At 71.3% G+C, this 14,423-nt stretch carries 14 protein-coding genes; 10 read left to right on the forward strand and 4 right to left on the reverse strand.

Features of this window, described 5'->3' with window-relative positions; all coding sequences use genetic code 11:
- Window positions 1–67: 67 nt before the first annotated feature.
- Window positions 68–712, forward strand: a complete 645-nt coding sequence (locus tag AS594_RS23920; RefSeq protein ID WP_069932253.1) for a hypothetical protein — start codon at window positions 68–70, stop codon at window positions 710–712.
- A complete protein-coding gene (locus AS594_RS23925; RefSeq protein WP_069932252.1) occupies window positions 712–1,236 on the forward strand; it encodes a hypothetical protein in 525 nt (174 codons plus the stop codon). The genes AS594_RS23920 and AS594_RS23925 overlap by 1 nt, the downstream gene beginning before the upstream one ends.
- Window positions 1,237–1,273: 37 nt before the next feature.
- Here the strand turns inward: AS594_RS23925 and AS594_RS23930 are convergent, their stop codons facing one another.
- Window positions 1,274–1,606 (reverse strand): antibiotic biosynthesis monooxygenase family protein, encoded by a 333-nt coding sequence (locus AS594_RS23930; RefSeq protein WP_069928940.1) that lies wholly within the window; start codon window positions 1,604–1,606, stop codon window positions 1,274–1,276.
- Between the two features lie 330 nt (window positions 1,607–1,936).
- Here AS594_RS23930 and AS594_RS23935 point away from each other — a divergent pair, with 330 nt between their 5' ends.
- The 6 genes from AS594_RS23935 to AS594_RS23960 all read left to right on the forward strand — a co-directional run bounded on the left by AS594_RS23935 (window position 1,937) and on the right by AS594_RS23960 (window position 8,728).
- Complete coding sequence (locus tag AS594_RS23935; RefSeq protein ID WP_079148117.1) at window positions 1,937–3,976, forward strand: bifunctional glycosyltransferase 87/phosphatase PAP2 family protein; 2,040 nt, start codon at window positions 1,937–1,939, stop codon at window positions 3,974–3,976.
- 300 nt (window positions 3,977–4,276) lie between these two features.
- On the forward strand, window positions 4,277–5,953 hold the full coding sequence (locus tag AS594_RS23940; protein ID WP_079148743.1) for an ATP-binding protein: 1,677 nt from the start codon (window positions 4,277–4,279) through the stop codon (window positions 5,951–5,953).
- A gap of 112 nt (window positions 5,954–6,065) precedes the next feature.
- The gene (locus tag AS594_RS23945; protein WP_079144431.1) at window positions 6,066–6,494 is read left to right on the forward strand and encodes a roadblock/LC7 domain-containing protein; all 429 of its coding nucleotides are present in this window, start codon (window positions 6,066–6,068) and stop codon (window positions 6,492–6,494) included.
- Window positions 6,491–6,853: a DUF742 domain-containing protein gene (locus AS594_RS23950; RefSeq protein WP_069932250.1), complete on the forward strand. Its 363-nt coding sequence runs from the start codon at window positions 6,491–6,493 to the stop codon at window positions 6,851–6,853. The genes AS594_RS23945 and AS594_RS23950 overlap by 4 nt, the downstream gene beginning before the upstream one ends.
- Window positions 6,834–7,460 carry a GTP-binding protein gene (locus AS594_RS23955; RefSeq protein ID WP_069928943.1) on the forward strand — a complete coding sequence of 209 codons (627 nt, stop codon included), beginning with the start codon at window positions 6,834–6,836 and terminating at the stop codon, window positions 7,458–7,460. Before AS594_RS23950 ends, AS594_RS23955 begins: the two co-directional genes overlap by 20 nt.
- Window positions 7,457–8,728, forward strand: a complete 1,272-nt coding sequence (locus tag AS594_RS23960) for a cytochrome P450 (protein WP_069932249.1) — start codon at window positions 7,457–7,459, stop codon at window positions 8,726–8,728. Before AS594_RS23955 ends, AS594_RS23960 begins: the two co-directional genes overlap by 4 nt.
- An 18-nt stretch (window positions 8,729–8,746) precedes the next feature.
- On the opposite strand, the gene AS594_RS23965 is transcribed toward AS594_RS23960, so the two are convergent.
- Window positions 8,747–9,217 (reverse strand): hypothetical protein, encoded by a 471-nt coding sequence (locus AS594_RS23965; RefSeq protein WP_069932248.1) that lies wholly within the window; start codon window positions 9,215–9,217, stop codon window positions 8,747–8,749.
- 396 nt (window positions 9,218–9,613) lie between these two features.
- On the opposite strand from AS594_RS23965, the gene AS594_RS23970 reads away from it, so the two are divergent.
- Window positions 9,614–10,297 carry an esterase/lipase family protein gene (locus tag AS594_RS23970; protein WP_069928946.1) on the forward strand — a complete coding sequence of 228 codons (684 nt, stop codon included), beginning with the start codon at window positions 9,614–9,616 and terminating at the stop codon, window positions 10,295–10,297.
- Between the two features lie 85 nt (window positions 10,298–10,382).
- Here AS594_RS23970 and AS594_RS23975 read toward each other — a convergent pair whose 3' ends face one another.
- Window positions 10,383–11,606, reverse strand: a complete 1,224-nt coding sequence (locus tag AS594_RS23975; protein ID WP_069932247.1) for a cytochrome P450 — start codon at window positions 11,604–11,606, stop codon at window positions 10,383–10,385.
- A 154-nt stretch (window positions 11,607–11,760) separates the two neighbouring features.
- Window positions 11,761–13,005, reverse strand: a complete 1,245-nt coding sequence (locus AS594_RS23980; RefSeq protein WP_069932246.1) for a cytochrome P450 — start codon at window positions 13,003–13,005, stop codon at window positions 11,761–11,763.
- Between the two features lie 237 nt (window positions 13,006–13,242).
- On the opposite strand from AS594_RS23980, the gene AS594_RS23985 reads away from it, so the two are divergent.
- Complete coding sequence (locus tag AS594_RS23985; protein ID WP_069928949.1) at window positions 13,243–14,412, forward strand: steroid 3-ketoacyl-CoA thiolase; 1,170 nt, start codon at window positions 13,243–13,245, stop codon at window positions 14,410–14,412.
- The last annotated feature ends 11 nt before the right edge of the window (window positions 14,413–14,423 follow it).

Raw genomic sequence — 14,423 nt, forward strand, 5'->3', positions numbered from 1 at the left:
GCCAGCGAATTACGGGCAACCCGCTGCGTGACAAGCCGTTGACAGACCGAGAACCGGGAAGGCAGCCATGTCCACAGTCTGGATCATCGCCCTGATAGCGGTGGTCGTCGTCCTCCTCGTCGCCGTGTTCCTCGTCGCCGGACCGGGCAAGGGCGGTGGCGGGCGCGGACTGAAGAGGCGGTTCGGTCCCGAGTACGACAGGGTCGTCGCCCACCACGACGGCGACACGAAAGCGGCTGAGCGCGAGCTCGAAGCACGCGTGAAGGATCACGGGTCGCTCGAACCGCGGCCGCTGACCCCGGAGATCCGTGAGCAGTACGTCGCCCGCTGGGCCGGCGTCCAGGAGCAGTTCGTCGACTCCCCGCAGCGCGCCGTCGCCGAGGCCGACCGCCTGCTGGCGCGGCTCGCGGCCGACCGTGGCTTCCCGGCCGACAACCAGTACGACGAGCAGGTCTCCGCGCTCTCCGTGCACCACGCGGACAAGGTGCAGGGCTACCGCAGGGTGCACCGCGCGGCGCACACCGAGAACAGCAGTACGGAGCAGATGCGCGAGGCCATGCTGGACGCGCGTGAGCTGTTCGAGACGCTGGTCACCGCCAAGCCGGCGGACAGCGGCAAACACCGCCCGCAGCACGCCGAGGAGCGCCACGGCCGTGCGCAGGCCCCGTGGTCGCTGGGCAAGGGCCATCACCCGAAGGGGAGTGGTGCGTGATGACGTACGACGCCGATCCGGACGCCAAGGCCAGGGCCCGGCAGCAGCCGCGCGAACAGCGGCCGCTCGCACAACAGCCGCTCGGGCAACCGCAGCCCCCACAACCGCAGCCCGGACAACAGCAGCCTGGACAACAGCAGCACCACGAGCAGCAGCCGCCCCTCACGGTGCCTGAAGTGGGCATAAGGCAGCCGGCCGCATCCGAGCCGCACCCGGCCCCCGGATCACCGCCCGCTGGCACGTCCGAATCCCACGCCCCGCTGATCCCGCAGGGTGAGCGCGACAAGCTGGCCCTGCGCCTCCAGCAGGCCGTCAACACCTTTGTGGACGGCCCCCGGCGGGCGGTCGAGGAGGCCGACGGCGTCTTCGAGGAGGCGGCTCGCCGCCTGACCGACGCCGTGGCCGAACGGCGCGGCTCCCTCCGCTCCGCCTGGGCGGCCGAGGACCGCGAGGCCGAGACGGAGGAACTGCGGATCGCGCTGCGCACGTACCGCGAGGCGACGGAGCGCCTGCTGCGGATGTAGGCGCGACCGGCGGATGTGAGGCGCGGTCCGGAGCGGGTCAGCCGTTCTTCGGACCGGCCTGCTGGACCACCTCGAACGACCACACCGTGGAGCCGGAGGCGGCGGGCTTGGGACGCTCGCCGCCTTCACCCGCGCCCGGACCCTGGTGCGCGGCCTTCATCGGCCCCTCCATCCACGCCTGGAACGACGCCTCGTCGGCCCACCGCGTGTACACGAGGTACTGCTCGGTGCCCTCGACGGGCCGCAGCAGCTCGAACCACTCGAAGCCGTCGGAGTTCTCCACGGCGCCGGCCCGCGCCGAGAAACGCTTCTCCAGCACCTCACGCTGTTCGGCCGGCACGGTCAGCACATTGATCTTCACGATGCTCATGTGCCCATCCTGCCGTACCCGGCCCGGGGTTCCCGGGCACCCTCCCCGCCCGCGCCCGCTTTCCTACCCTGCCCGCTTCCTGCCCTGCCCGCCCAGATGCCCCGCCCATGATCCATCTCGCGCCCGCCCGGCGGAACGGGGATCGTGGAAAGTGAGGCCCTCCGGACAGAACCGGGTGACAGCCAGGCGAACCGGGGGTTGCCTGCGTCTTCTGTACGGGTCAGTGCGAGGCTCTACGCACCGTGCACGCGGGGTGCGGGGACAGGTGGGGAGGGTCAGCGCGACGTGGCGAATGCGGAGCGGGGCGTACGGGGTGGCGCCGCCGGGGCGATGGGCGCCGGAAACAGGGTCGGAGCGGCGCGGATAGCCCTCTGGGCGGTCGTGGCCGCGCTGGGCGCGCGCCAGATCGCGATGGTGCTGCGTACGCCGCCCGGCGAGCGTTTCACCGACCTGGAGACGTGGATCGGCCCCGAGGGCGTACTGCACGTGGCTGGCTCGCTCTACGACTCCGACCGCTTCATCGGTACACCGTTCGCCGGGCTCGTCCTGAAGCCGCTGGCTCGCTCGGCCGAGCAGAGTCTCGGCGTCGCCTGGACCTTCGGGACGCTGCTGCTCGTCGCCGTACTGGGCATGGTCGCCGCCCGCGCGCTGCCGGGTCCCGTCTCCCGGCGCACCGCCCTGCTCGCCGTGCCCGTCGCCATCAGCCTGCTGATGCTGTCGCTGCCCGTCCGCAACACCCTCCACCTCGGCCAGACCAGCGTCATCCCCGTCCTCTTTGTCCTCCTCGGCTGCTTCCGGGCGCGGGGGGAACGCAGTTCGGGCGTCCTCATCGGGATCGCCGCCGCCCTCCAGCCCACCGTGCTGCTGTTCGCGCCCCTGTTGTGGCTGACGGGCCGCAGACGCGCCGCGCTCACCACCGGCGCCACGTTCGCCGCCTGCTCGGCGCTGGCGTGGGCCGCGCTGCCGCAGGACTCGTGGACGTACTGGGTGCACCACGTGGCCGGTGCCGGGCTCGGGGCGCGCCCCGACAGCCTCGCGAACCAGTCGCTGCACGGCGCGTTGCTCCGGTTCGGCCTCGAAGGGCCGCTGGAGATCGCGCTCTTCCTGCTGCTGGGCGCGGCTGTAGTCGTCCTCGGACTGCGGCGGGCCGTCCGTTACGCCCGCGACGGTCAGCTGCTGCTGGCCGTCGCCGTGACCGGCTGCGTCGCCGTCGCCGTGTCGCCGACGGCCTGGCAGCACCAGCTTCTGTGGGTGCTGCTCGCGGTGGTCGGCCGGGTCGGCAAGCGGGCCTCGGACCGCCTCGTGTGGCCCGCGGCCGTGGTCCTGGTGATGACGCTGCCGGGCACGATGCTGCTGCCGAACGTGGGGCCGCTCGTGCTCGTGCGCGACAACGTCCTGCTGCTGGCGGCCCTCGCGGCGGCCTGCGCGGTGCCCTTCCTGTCCCGCACCTCGCCGTACTGGCTCCAGCCCGTTCCCACCGACTACGCGAGACCCGTCGCGGGCCGCTGGAGACGGGTGCCGCTGCTGCCGTTCTGGCGCCGGGTCCTCACCCGTCCGAACCTGCTCCTCGAACTGCTGCTGATCCGTGCCGGTTACTCCGCGTACTCGCAGGTGCGCACCGCCGCGACGGGCGGACGCGCCGCCGCCGAGGAGAACGCCCGGCAGGTGGTCTCGGTGGAGCGGTTCCTGCACATCGACGTCGAGCACTGGATCAACCACGCGGTCGTCCGGTCGGACGGCCTGGAAGCCTTCTTCGACTTCTACTACTCCTCCTTCCACTTCGTCGTCCCGCTGGCGATCCTCGGCGTGCTGTACGCCCGGCGCCCCGCCGACTACCGCTGGGCCCGCAGCTCGCTCGGCTTCGCGACCGTCCTCGCCCTGGCCGGCTTCTGGCTGTACCCGCTGGCGCCGCCGCGCCTGATGCCCGGCCTCGGCTACATCGACACGATCCACGGACCGCAGGACCTCGGGAGCCCCGAGTACGGCGCGCTGACCGCCCTGACCAACCAGTACGCGGCCATGCCCTCACTCCACTTCGGCTGGTCGCTCTGGTGCGGCCTGGTGGTCGTCCTGCTCGCTCCGAAGCTGTGGATGAAGCTGCTCGGGCTGCTGCACCCGTTCTTCACGGTGTGCGCGATCGTCGCCACCGCCAACCACTGGGTCCTCGACGCGGCCGGCGGCGCGGTGGTGGTCGTGGCGGGCTTCGGCCTGACGTACGTCCTGGCGGGGCCGCGCAGGCTCCTTCAGCCCCCGTCGGCGGAGCGCGAACCGTCGGCGTCCAGTGCCGCCGGGCGCGGCGGTGCGGACCTCCCGGCGGGCAGCGCCGGTTCCGGGTCCGGTACGCCGTCCGGGTCCGGTACGCCGAAGTAGGCGCCCGTTCGGTACGACGTCCGACCGCTGTTGCCGTTCCCTCGATGTCATCTTCCCGCTGATTCCGGCCGGTTGATCTGCCGGACCCGGCCATCGCAGTCGGCACTGTGGATCGACACGGTAAATCGGGAGGTTCTGCGCGCCTGCCGGAGGCAAGGGACGACCCCACCCTGGCGCGTGACGTTCGGTGGTTACCATGGCCAATGCTCAGCGGAACCTCAACGTCAACTCCGCACCGTCCGCCACTCGGTGGCGGCTCCGCTGCCGTCATTCCCCCCACACCGTCTGAGGGACCGTGCTATGACAATGCCCGCCGCAGCCCGCCCGCGCCGTGCACCGGGGCGGCGCCCGCCCTGGATCCTGCCGGCGGCCGGCCTGGCCGTCGTCGCGGCGGCCGGCGGCACCGTGGCGGCGCTGGCCCCGGACACCGCCCGCTCCTGGGTGCTCTGGACGGTCGTCGTCGCCGGCCTGTGCGTCGCAGCGCTCGTCGTCACCGCCGCCGCACTGGCCCACCGCCTCGGCGCGGCACGGCAGTCCGCCCGCGACGAGCAGGCCGCCCTGCGTGAGCGCATGGCCCGGAGCACCGGCGACACCGCGCACCTGGTGAACATCACGCTGCCGCAGATGGTCCAGCGCCTGCGCGACGGCTCGGACGCGGACGACGCCCTGGCGTCCGCCCAGCGTCCCGCCGACCCGCAGCTGGAGAGCCTGCTGCGCGTCTTCACCACCGAACTGGGGGAGGCGGCCCGTCGGCGGGAAGCCGCGGAAGCGGCCCGGGAGGACGCCGTACGCCAACTCGCCCGGGGCGTCGAAGACCTGGAGCGCCTGACGTCCACCGCGCTGCCCGCCGCCGTGGCGGCGCTGCGCCGGGGCGCCTCCGCCGACACCGTCCTCGCCGGGCTCGACATGCCCGGTGAGGGGTGGCTGCGCGTACTGCTGGAGCAGATGGTGCGGGAACTGGGCGTCAGCGAACGGCGTGCGGCCGCCGCGCAGGCAGCCAGCGCCAAGGCACTGGGCCGGGTGCAGGCCAGGGCCGTCAGCATGCTGGCCGACCTGCGCGAGATGCAGGACCGGCACGGCGCCGACGTGTTCAGCGACCTGCTCAGGCTGGACCACAGCACCTCGCAGCTCGGACTGCTCACCGACCGGCTGGCCCTGCTCATGGGCGGCCGGGCGAGCCGTGCCTGGAACAAGCCGATCGTCATGGAGAGCATCCTGCGCGGCGCGGTCGGCCGTATCGCCGACTTCCGGCGGGTACGGCTGCACTCCGCCAGCACCGTCGCGATCGCGGGGTTCGCGGCCGAGGGCGTCATGCACCTGCTGGCCGAACTCATGGACAACGCGGCCAACTTCTCGCCGCCCATCGACGAGGTCCACGTGTACGTGGAGGAGCGCAGCGCGGGCATCGTGGTCACCATCGAGGACAGCGGCCTGCGGATGGCAGACGCGGCGATGCGCCGCGCCGTGGAGTCCGTCTCCGGCAGGTCCACCGACCTGGCGACCCTCCAGGGCACCCGGCTCGGCCTGGCGGTGGTGGGAATCCTGGCGGCCAAGTACGGCATCTCCGTCAACTTCCGGCCCTCCTCCCGCGGCGGCACCGGCGTAGTGGTCCTGCTCCCGCCGCAGTTGCTCGCGCAGCAGCGCGGCCCGGTGCCGGCGCAGGTACGTACGACCGCGGTGCCCGCCCAGGCACGGACGGCCGTCGAGGCACCGGCCACCACCGCCACCGCGCTCCCGCCCCTGCCGGCCCGCGCCGCGAGTGCCCCCGAGGCCGCCGGCGGGACCGCGCGGGCCGCCACCGCGGGCGGTCTGCCCGTACGGCCGCCGGGACGCACGATGGCCGAGGCGGACCGGGGACGCCCGGGACCGGGCGACGAGCCTTCCGCCCCGCCCGCCCCGCCCGCGCGCAACCCCGGCGCCGGCTTCGGCGCCTTCCACCAGTCCCAGCGCCGCAAGGACCCACGTCCGCCCGCCTGAGCACCACCGTGCCCCACTCCGCGCGCTGCCGCCCCCACGGGCGGCAGACCCCCCGACCTGACCACCGAGATTGGAGGCACGGGCCGACCGGAGCACCGCCCCCGGCAGGCCCATGACCACCGTGCAGACCACCGACACCAGCCTGACCTGGCTCCTGGACAACCTCGTGGAGCGCACCCCCGGCACCCGGCACGCCCTGGTGCTCTCCCGCGACGGCCTCAAGCTGTGCCGCAGCAGCCACCTCACCCTCGACCAGGCCGACCAGCTCGCGGCCATCTCCTCCGGTATGCAGTCCCTCGCCCACGGCGCCTCGGTCGAGTTCGGTGACGGCACCGGGGGCGTCAACCACCTGATGGCCGAATTCCACGGCGGGCTGCTCCTCATCGTCGAGGCCGGCGAGGGCGCCCACCTCGCCGTCGTGGCCGCCGACACCGCCGACCCCGGTGTGGTGGGCCACAACATGAGCGAACTGGTCGAGCAGATCGGCGAGCACCTGCGCGCCGAACCCCGCAACCGTCCGCAGGACAGTCCGACGTCATGACCCGCCGTCCCGTCGACACCGGGTCTCCGGACCGCCTCTACACGGTGACCGGCGGCCGCAGCCACACCGCGGACACCACGGTGTTCGATCTGGTCACCCTGGTGGTCAGCGAGTGCGAGCCGACGCCGGGCATGCAGTCGGAGCACGTCCGCATCCTCACGCTGTGCCGCCATCCCGCCGCGGTAGTGGAGATCGCGGCCGAACTGCGGCTGCCCATCACCGTCGTACGGATCCTCCTGGAGGACCTGCTGGCCGCCGGGCGGATCACCGCCCGGCGGCCGAGGGCCGCCGCGGCCGCCGCCGACCTGCCCGAATCCGCCCTGCTGAAGGAGGTGCTGCATGGACTCCGCAATCTCTGACCCACCGGCGCGGGCGCCGGAGCGCACGCCGCTCGCCGATGCCGCCGACACCGGCCTGAAGATCGTCATCGTCGGTGGGTTCGGCGTGGGCAAGACCACGCTCGTCAGGTCGGTGAGCGAGATCCGCCCGCTCAACACCGAGGAGTACATGACGCAGGCCGGGGTCGGTGTCGACGAGACCACGGGGCTCGCCGACAAGACCACCACGACGGTCGCCTTCGACTTCGGCCGGATCAGCCTCAACGCGACCAAGGTGCTCTACCTGTTCGGCGCTCCCGGGCAGGAGAGGTTCTGGTTCCTGTGGGACCGGCTGTTCTCCGGCACCCTCGGCGCGGTCGTCCTGGTCGACACCCGGCGCATGAGCGACTCCTGGTACGCCATCGACCGCCTCGAACACCACCGCACGCCCTTCGTCGTCGCCGTCAACCGCTTCGACGACGACGCCGCGTACTTCTCGCTGACCGAGATCCGCCAGGCCCTGGCCCTGCCCGAGCACATCCCGCTGCTCGACTGCGACGCCCGGGTGCGCAGCGACGGCAAGCGGGTCCTGATCACCCTCGTCGACCATCTCTACAAGCTGGCCCTGGCCCAGGAGACGACCTCATGAGCGACCCCACCGCCCTGCCTTCCGGGGCGACTCCTCCGCCGGGCTGCCCCGCGCACGCCACGGGCGCGATCCGGCTCAGCGGCCTCCAGTACCAGCAGACGCCCGCCGAGCTGTACCGGGAGATGCGGCGCGAACACGGCGCCGTGGCACCGGTGCTGCTCGACGGCGACATCCCGGCCTGGCTGGTCCTCGGCTACGCCGAGGTCTCGTACGTCACCACCCACGACGAGCTGTTCGCCCGCGACTCACGGCGCTGGAACCAGTGGGACAACATCCCCGCCGACTGGCCGCTGATGCCGTACGTCGGCTACCAGCCCTCCGTACTGTTCACCGAGGGCCTCGAACACCAGCGGCGCGCCGGAGTGATCAGCGAGGCGCTGGAAGCGGTCGACCAGTTCGAACTCGGCTACAACTGCCGCAGCATGGCCGACGAGCTCATCGACGGCTTCGCGGGCAGCGGCCAGGCCGAGCTGATGGCGGCGTACGCCCACGCCCTGCCCATGCGCGCCGCGGTCCGGATGTGCGGCATGCCGGCGCACGGCACCGACACCGACGACCTCGTCGAGGACCTGCGGATGTCCCTGGACGCGGCCGAGGGCGACGATCCGGTCGCGGCGTACGGACGCGTGGGCCAGCGCCTTCAGCAGCTCGTCAAGGAGAAGCGGGACGCGCCCGGACCGGACATCATCTCGCGCATGCTCGCCCATCCGGCGGGCCTGGCCGAGGAGGAGATCGTCCAGGACCTGATCTCCATCATCGCCGCCGCGCAGCAGCCGACCGCCAACTGGATCGGGAACACGCTGCGGCGGCTGCTCACCGACGACCGGTTCGCCCTGAACGTGTCCGGCGGGCGGCTCAGCGTCGGCCAGGCGCTCAACGAGGTGCTCTGGCTGGAGACCCCCACCCAGAACTTCATCGGCCGCTGGGCGGACCGTGACGTCCAGCTCGGCGGCCGTCACATCAAGGCTGGCGACTGCCTGGTGCTCGGCTTCGCGGCCGCCAACACCGATCCGCAGATCTGGCCGGAGGGCCACGTCGGTGCGGAGGGCAACTCCTCGCACCTCTCCTTCAGCAACGGCGAGCACCGCTGCCCCTACCCCGCGCCGCAGCTCGCCGACGTCATGGCCCGCACCGCCATCGAGGCCCTGCTGGAACGCCTTCCCGACGTCATGCTCGCGGTCGATCCGCAGGAGCTGTCCTGGCGGCCGTCGATCTGGATGCGCGGCCTGACCACACTGCCGGTCTCCTTCACGCCGTCGTCCCACTGAGGGAGTGAAGGGCCGGGCTCAGCAGGCGATGCCCCGGGACCGCAGCCACTCGCACTGTGTCTCACCGGACGTCTTGCCCCCGTCGTACGCGCGCGGGTCCCGGTAACCGGGGCCGACGGGCTCGTGCGGTTCGAAGACGCCGTCGCCGTCCACATCGCCGCCGTTGGGGTCGATCTTCCCGCCGGGGTTGCGGCAGGCCGACCGGTCGGCCGGGTCCGTCGTGCACACCTTCCGGCTCTCCGGGGCGGAGCCGGCGGCCTCGCGTGCGGCGGCCTGCCTGGCCGCCGCGTCCTGCGACGTGACCTGCGCCTTGAGCGCGGCGGTGAGTGAGGAGCCGAACCGCGCGGACACGAGAGCCGGTTCGGCGGCCCGCTGCCCCGGCTCGGGCGCGTCGGACCCGCACGCGGTGAGCGTGAACGGGAGACCCGTGACAAGAAGGGCCGAGCCGGCGAGGACTGCCGCCCGGCGGCGGACGCGGAACGCAACCATATTGAGCCCGATGAGCGATTGGCGCTGTTGGTCCGCTCAACCCTACGGCGGCGGCCGAGAACGGGTCAACGCGTGGTCGGCGGATGCCCCCGGATCCGGGTGCCGTCAGGACGAGCGGGGGAGCGTTCACGCCTGAGCCCGGCGCACGTCGGCCCTGTCTCGGCGACACCCCGTTCCGAGACGGCGGCGGGCGATCTCCAAGTAGTTCGTGCACAGGTCTTGCCACGTTCCGGATACCCGGCAGTAACCTTGCGCCACCTTTGCAGCACTGCACTGCTGGTGCCTCCGGTTGTTCCGTGGTCCGGGACGACTGCTCTTCACCTCTTCACCGCTCCCCCCGTCTCCCGGCGCTCCCCCACGCGCTGCCCCCCTCGCCCGGAAACCCGTGAGGTACCCGTGAGAAAGCCCGCGATCGCTGCCGCTGCCGCCCTCCTGCTCGCCCTGCACGTCACGACGCCGGCCGGTGCCGCCGGTGTGGCCTCGACGTACGGTCCCGCCAGCAATCCCGTCCTGTTCGTCCACGGCTACAGCGGCAGCGCGTCGAACTGGAACACCATGGTGGGCCGGTTCAAGAACGACGGCTGGCCCGCCTCCCACCTCGACCAGTGGGGCTACGACTCCCGTCAGTCCAACGTCACCACCGCCCAGCAGCTCGCCACCGAGGTGGACCGGCTGCTGGCAGCCACGGGAGCCTCGAAGGTCGACGTGATCGCCCACTCCATGGGCGGGCTCTCCTCGCGTCACTACGCGAAGAACCTCGGCGGCGACGCGAAGATCGAAGCGTGGGTCTCGCTCGGCGGACCCAACCACGGCACCGACACGGCCAACGGCTGCTTCGACGCCTCGTGCGCCGAGATGCGCGCGGGATCGAGCTTCCTGACCGCGCTCAATTCCGGCGACGAGACACCGGGAAGCCCGCGCTACGCGACCTGGTGGTCGCCCTGCGACACGGTGATCAATCCCGACAGCAGCGTCGCCCTCTCCGGCGCCACCAACACGCGCACGGCCTGCGTGAGCCACAACGGACTGCTCAGCGACGCCACTGTCTACGCCCAGGCCCGCGACCTGATCAACAGCTGACAGGCGGCACCCCCCCCACCGCTCCGGAGACCCGCTCGGTCACCATCGGATCCACCGGCGCGGTGGGGCGTGGGGCCCGTGGCCCTCAGCCCACGGGCGTGAACACCACCGGCACCGCCTGCGGCCCCCGGGTGAACACCCCCCGCTCCGTGATCCCGGCACCGTCCGCGAGCCGGAGGTCCGGCATCGCGCCGAGCAGCTGGTTCACGCCGGTCTGCACCTCGGCCCTCGCCAGCAGGGCGCCCACGCAGAAGTGCCGCCCCAGGGCGAAGGCGAGGTGGTCGGCGGCGGCGGAGAAGGCGTTCGTCGCGTTGAGGTCCTCGCGGAAGATGTTGAACGAGTCCGCGTCGGCGTACCGGCTCTCGTCCCGGTTGGCGGACCCGATCAGGCACGTGACGGTCGCGCCGGCCGGGACGGTGCCACCGCTGAGCGTCACCTCCGCCGCCGTCTGACGCATGATCATGTGTACGGGCGGTGTGAAGCGCAGGGTCTCCGCGAAGGCCCGGTCGATGAGCGTACGGTCCCGCTGTACGGCGGCGAGCTGCTCGGGGTGGGCCAGCAGGTTCGCGAAGAGCGCCGCGATCGCCTTGTCGGTGGTCTCGCCCCCGGCGGCGAGCAGCAGGCTGCAGAAGGCCTTGATGTCCTCGTCGCTCATCCGGACGCCGTCGACCTCGGCCTCGCACAGCGTGGACAGCAGGTCGTCACCCGGCGCCTTCCGGCGTTCCTGGATGATCGGGATCATGTACTCGGCGAACTCGACGCGGGTGCGCTCACCCGCCGCCGCCACCTGCGGGTCTCCGGCAAGGTTGCCGAGGAACGCGATCACGGTGGTGTACCAGTGGTGGAACTTCGCGTGGTCACCCTTGTCGAGACCGAGCATGTCGGCGATGACGTTCACCGGGAAGCGGGTCGCGAACGCGTCGACGAGATCGACCGCACCCCGGTCCCGGAAGGTGTCGATCAGCTCCCGGGCGTTGCGCTCGATGACCGGGAGGAACATCTCCTGGAGGTCCTTGCCGCGGAAGGCGGGAGCCACCAGTGCGCGCCGCACGGCGTGTTCTCGTCCGCTCAGCTGAAGGATCGTCCTCCCGTGCACGGGTTCGATCTGCCAGTCGTAGTTGTCGGTGGTGAACACCGACTCCTTGTCCTTGAATGCCCGCTCGACGTCCTCGTACCTCGATATGACGTAACTCTGCATCGCCTCGTGCCAGAAGAGCGGCGCGGACTCGCGCATCACCTTGTAGGCGGCGTACGGGTCACGGGCGAACTCGGGCGAGAGTATGTCGGGGACGTGCTGGGCCGTGGGCATGGTCGGGTGCTCCCTTGAACGGTAAACAGGGTGACAGCCGAACGTTATTGATCAAACGTCAGTCCCGATAGCCCGTACCTGGTCCGGCCCGGTGAGAGGTGGGGGCGGGGCGCAGGGGATCGCCCCCACCTCCCTGTCCGGGCACGTCCCGGAGTCAGCGGTGGGTGACCTGGAGCTCCTTGATCCCGTTCAGCCACGCGGAGCGCAGCCGGCGCGGATCGCCGGCGAGTTCCAGGTCCGGCAGGGCGTCGGCGACGGCGTTGAAGATGAGGTTGATCTCCAGCACGGCCAGCGACTTCCCGAGGCAGAAGTGCGGCCCGCCGCCGCCGAATCCGAGGTGCGGGTTCGGGTCACGGGTGACGTCGAAGGCTTCCGGGGCCTCGAAGACCTCGGGGTCGTTGTTGGCCGACGAGTAGAAGAGGCCGACGCGGTCGCCCTTCCTGATCCGCTGCCCGCCCAGCTCGAGGTCCTGCGTTGCCGTCCGCTGGAACGAGACCACGGGTGTCGCCCAGCGGACGATCTCCTCGGCGGTGGTGTCCGGGCGTTCGCGCTTGTAGAGCTCCCACTGCTCCGGGTGGGTCAGGAAGGCGTGCATGCCGTGGCTGATCGCGTTGCGCGTCGTCTCGTTCCCGGCCACGGCCAGCAGGATGACGAAGAAGCCGAACTCGTCCGAACCCAGGTTCCCTTCGCCCTCCGCCGCGACGAGCTGGGACACGATGTCCTTGGCCGGGCACTCCTTGCGCGCGGCGGCGAGGTTCATCGCGTACGAGACGATCTCCATGGCCGCCTCGGTGCCGACCTCCTCGGTGATGGCGTACTCGGGATCGTCGTACGCCGCCATCTTGTTCGACCAGTCGAAGATCTTGGTCCGGTCCTCCTGCGGAACGCCGATGAGCTCCGCGATGGCCTGGAGGGGGAGTTCGACGGCGATGTTGGTGACGAAATCGAAGGTGCGGTCCTCACCCGCGCCGGCGAGGGCCGTCTCGACGATCGAACGGGCGCGGTGGCGCAGGGCGTCCTCCAGGGAGCGGATCGCGCGGGGGGTGAAGCCGCGCTGGACGATCTGGCGGACGCGGGTGTGCTCGGGCGGGTCCATGTTGAGCATGATCAGCTTCTGGACCTCGATCTGGTCGCGGCTGATCGACTCGTTGAAGCGGATGACGGCGGTGTTGGTGTTCGAGGAGAACAACTCCGGATGCGTGGAGACGTACTTGACGTCGGCGTGCCGGGTGACGGCCCAGTAGCCCGCGTCGTCGAAACCGGAGATGCCGGGAGGCTGCGCGCACCACCACACGGGAGCGGTCTGCCGCATCTGTGCGAACTCCGGATGCGGCACGCGGGCTTGGAGCAAGTCGGGGTCGGTGAAGTCGAACCCGTCGGGCAGCGCGGGGCAGTGCATCGGCAGCTCCAATGTCTGACGACCCATCAGAAGTTGCCGGGAATGTAGTAACGAGTTCTACAAGTGGCAAGGGGCGCGGCGCCATCTGTTGCGTGTGGAGTGCGTGCATAAGGCTTGCAAGACCCTTGCGCTGCCGGGGCGGCACTCATAAGACTGCTCAGAGAACTAGAACGCGTACTAGTTCGAAGCCTGCCGCGGGCCGCCGGGACGTCCCGCGGGTATGGAGAGGACGAGCTCATGGCCGCGGAACCCGTCATCGTCGAAGCTGTACGCACCCCCATCGGCAAGCGCGGAGGCGCGCTCGCCAACCTGCACCCCGCCTACCTGCTGGGCGAGACGTACCGCGAACTCCTCGGCCGTACGGCCATCCACGCCGACTGCGTCGAACAGATCGTCGGCGGTACGGTCACACACGCCGGCGAGCAGTCCATGAACCCCGCCCGCAACGCCTGGCTGGCGGTCGGTCTGCCGTACGAGACGGCCGCGACGACCGTCGACTGCCAGTGCGGCTCCTCCCAGCAGGCCAGTCACATGGTCGCCAACATGATCGCGGCCGGAGTCATCGACGTCGGCATCAGCTGCGGGGTCGAGGCCATGTCGCGGGTGCCGCTCGGGTCCGGGTCCAAGCACGGGCCGGGGAAACCGTGGCCGGACGAGTGGAACGTGGACCTGCCCAATCAGTTCGAGGCCGCCGAGCGGATCGCCCGCAAGCGTGGCCTGACCCGTGAACGGGTCGACTCGCTCGGGCTGTTGTCGCAGGAGCGGGCGGCGGTCGCGTGGGCCGAGGAGCGGTTCAAACGGGAGACCTTCGCCGTACAGGTGCCGACGACCGAGGAGGAGCAGGCGGCCGGACAGGGCATGTGGCGGCTCGTCGACCGCGACGAGGGGCTGCGGGACACGTCGATGGAGGCGCTGGCCCGGCTGAAACCCGTCATGCCGACAGCCGTCCACACGGCCGGGAACTCGTCGCAGATATCCGACGGGGCGAGCGCGATCATGTGGGCGTCCAAACGGATGGCCCGCGCGCTGAAGCTCAGGCCGCGCGCCCGGATCGTGGCCCAGGCGCTGGTCGGAGCCGACCCGCACTTCCACCTCGACGGGCCGGTCGACGCGACGCGGGCGGTGCTCGGCAAGGCCGGTATGTCGCTCAAGGACATCGACATCGTCGAGATCAACGAGGCGTTCGCCTCGGTGGTGCTGAGCTGGGCGCAGGTCTTCGAGCAGGACCTGGCGAAGGTGAACGTCAACGGCGGGGCCATCGCGCTCGGTCATCCGGTGGGTGCGACGGGCGCCCGTCTGATCGCCACCGCCCTGCACGAACTGGAGCGCCGGGACAAGGAGTTCGCGCTCGTCACGATGTGCGCGGGCGGCGCGCTCGCCACCGGGACGATCATTCAGCGGCTGTAGGGGCGGCGGCG

This window comes from Streptomyces agglomeratus (genome assembly GCF_001746415.1).
GTDB lineage: Bacteria > Actinomycetota > Actinomycetes > Streptomycetales > Streptomycetaceae > Streptomyces > Streptomyces agglomeratus.

Excerpts from the sequence above, each read along its gene's own strand:
- AS594_RS23920 (WP_069932253.1), top strand. The coding sequence starts at position 68 with ATGTCCACAGTCTGGATCATCGCCCTGATAGCGGTGGTCGTCGTCCTC.
- AS594_RS23925 (WP_069932252.1), top strand. The coding sequence starts at position 712 with ATGACGTACGACGCCGATCCGGACGCCAAGGCCAGGGCCCGGCAGCAG.
- AS594_RS23930 (WP_069928940.1), bottom strand. The coding sequence starts at position 1,606 with ATGAGCATCGTGAAGATCAATGTGCTGACCGTGCCGGCCGAACAGCGT.
- AS594_RS23935 (WP_079148117.1), top strand. The coding sequence starts at position 1,937 with ATGGGCGCCGGAAACAGGGTCGGAGCGGCGCGGATAGCCCTCTGGGCG.
- AS594_RS23940 (WP_079148743.1), top strand. The coding sequence starts at position 4,277 with ATGACAATGCCCGCCGCAGCCCGCCCGCGCCGTGCACCGGGGCGGCGC.
- AS594_RS23945 (WP_079144431.1), top strand. The coding sequence starts at position 6,066 with ATGACCACCGTGCAGACCACCGACACCAGCCTGACCTGGCTCCTGGAC.
- AS594_RS23950 (WP_069932250.1), top strand. The coding sequence starts at position 6,491 with ATGACCCGCCGTCCCGTCGACACCGGGTCTCCGGACCGCCTCTACACG.
- AS594_RS23955 (WP_069928943.1), top strand. The coding sequence starts at position 6,834 with ATGGACTCCGCAATCTCTGACCCACCGGCGCGGGCGCCGGAGCGCACG.
- AS594_RS23960 (WP_069932249.1), top strand. The coding sequence starts at position 7,457 with ATGAGCGACCCCACCGCCCTGCCTTCCGGGGCGACTCCTCCGCCGGGC.
- AS594_RS23965 (WP_069932248.1), bottom strand. The coding sequence starts at position 9,217 with ATGGTTGCGTTCCGCGTCCGCCGCCGGGCGGCAGTCCTCGCCGGCTCG.
- AS594_RS23975 (WP_069932247.1), bottom strand. The coding sequence starts at position 11,606 with ATGCCCACGGCCCAGCACGTCCCCGACATACTCTCGCCCGAGTTCGCC.
- AS594_RS23980 (WP_069932246.1), bottom strand. The coding sequence starts at position 13,005 with ATGCACTGCCCCGCGCTGCCCGACGGGTTCGACTTCACCGACCCCGAC.
- AS594_RS23985 (WP_069928949.1), top strand. The coding sequence starts at position 13,243 with ATGGCCGCGGAACCCGTCATCGTCGAAGCTGTACGCACCCCCATCGGC.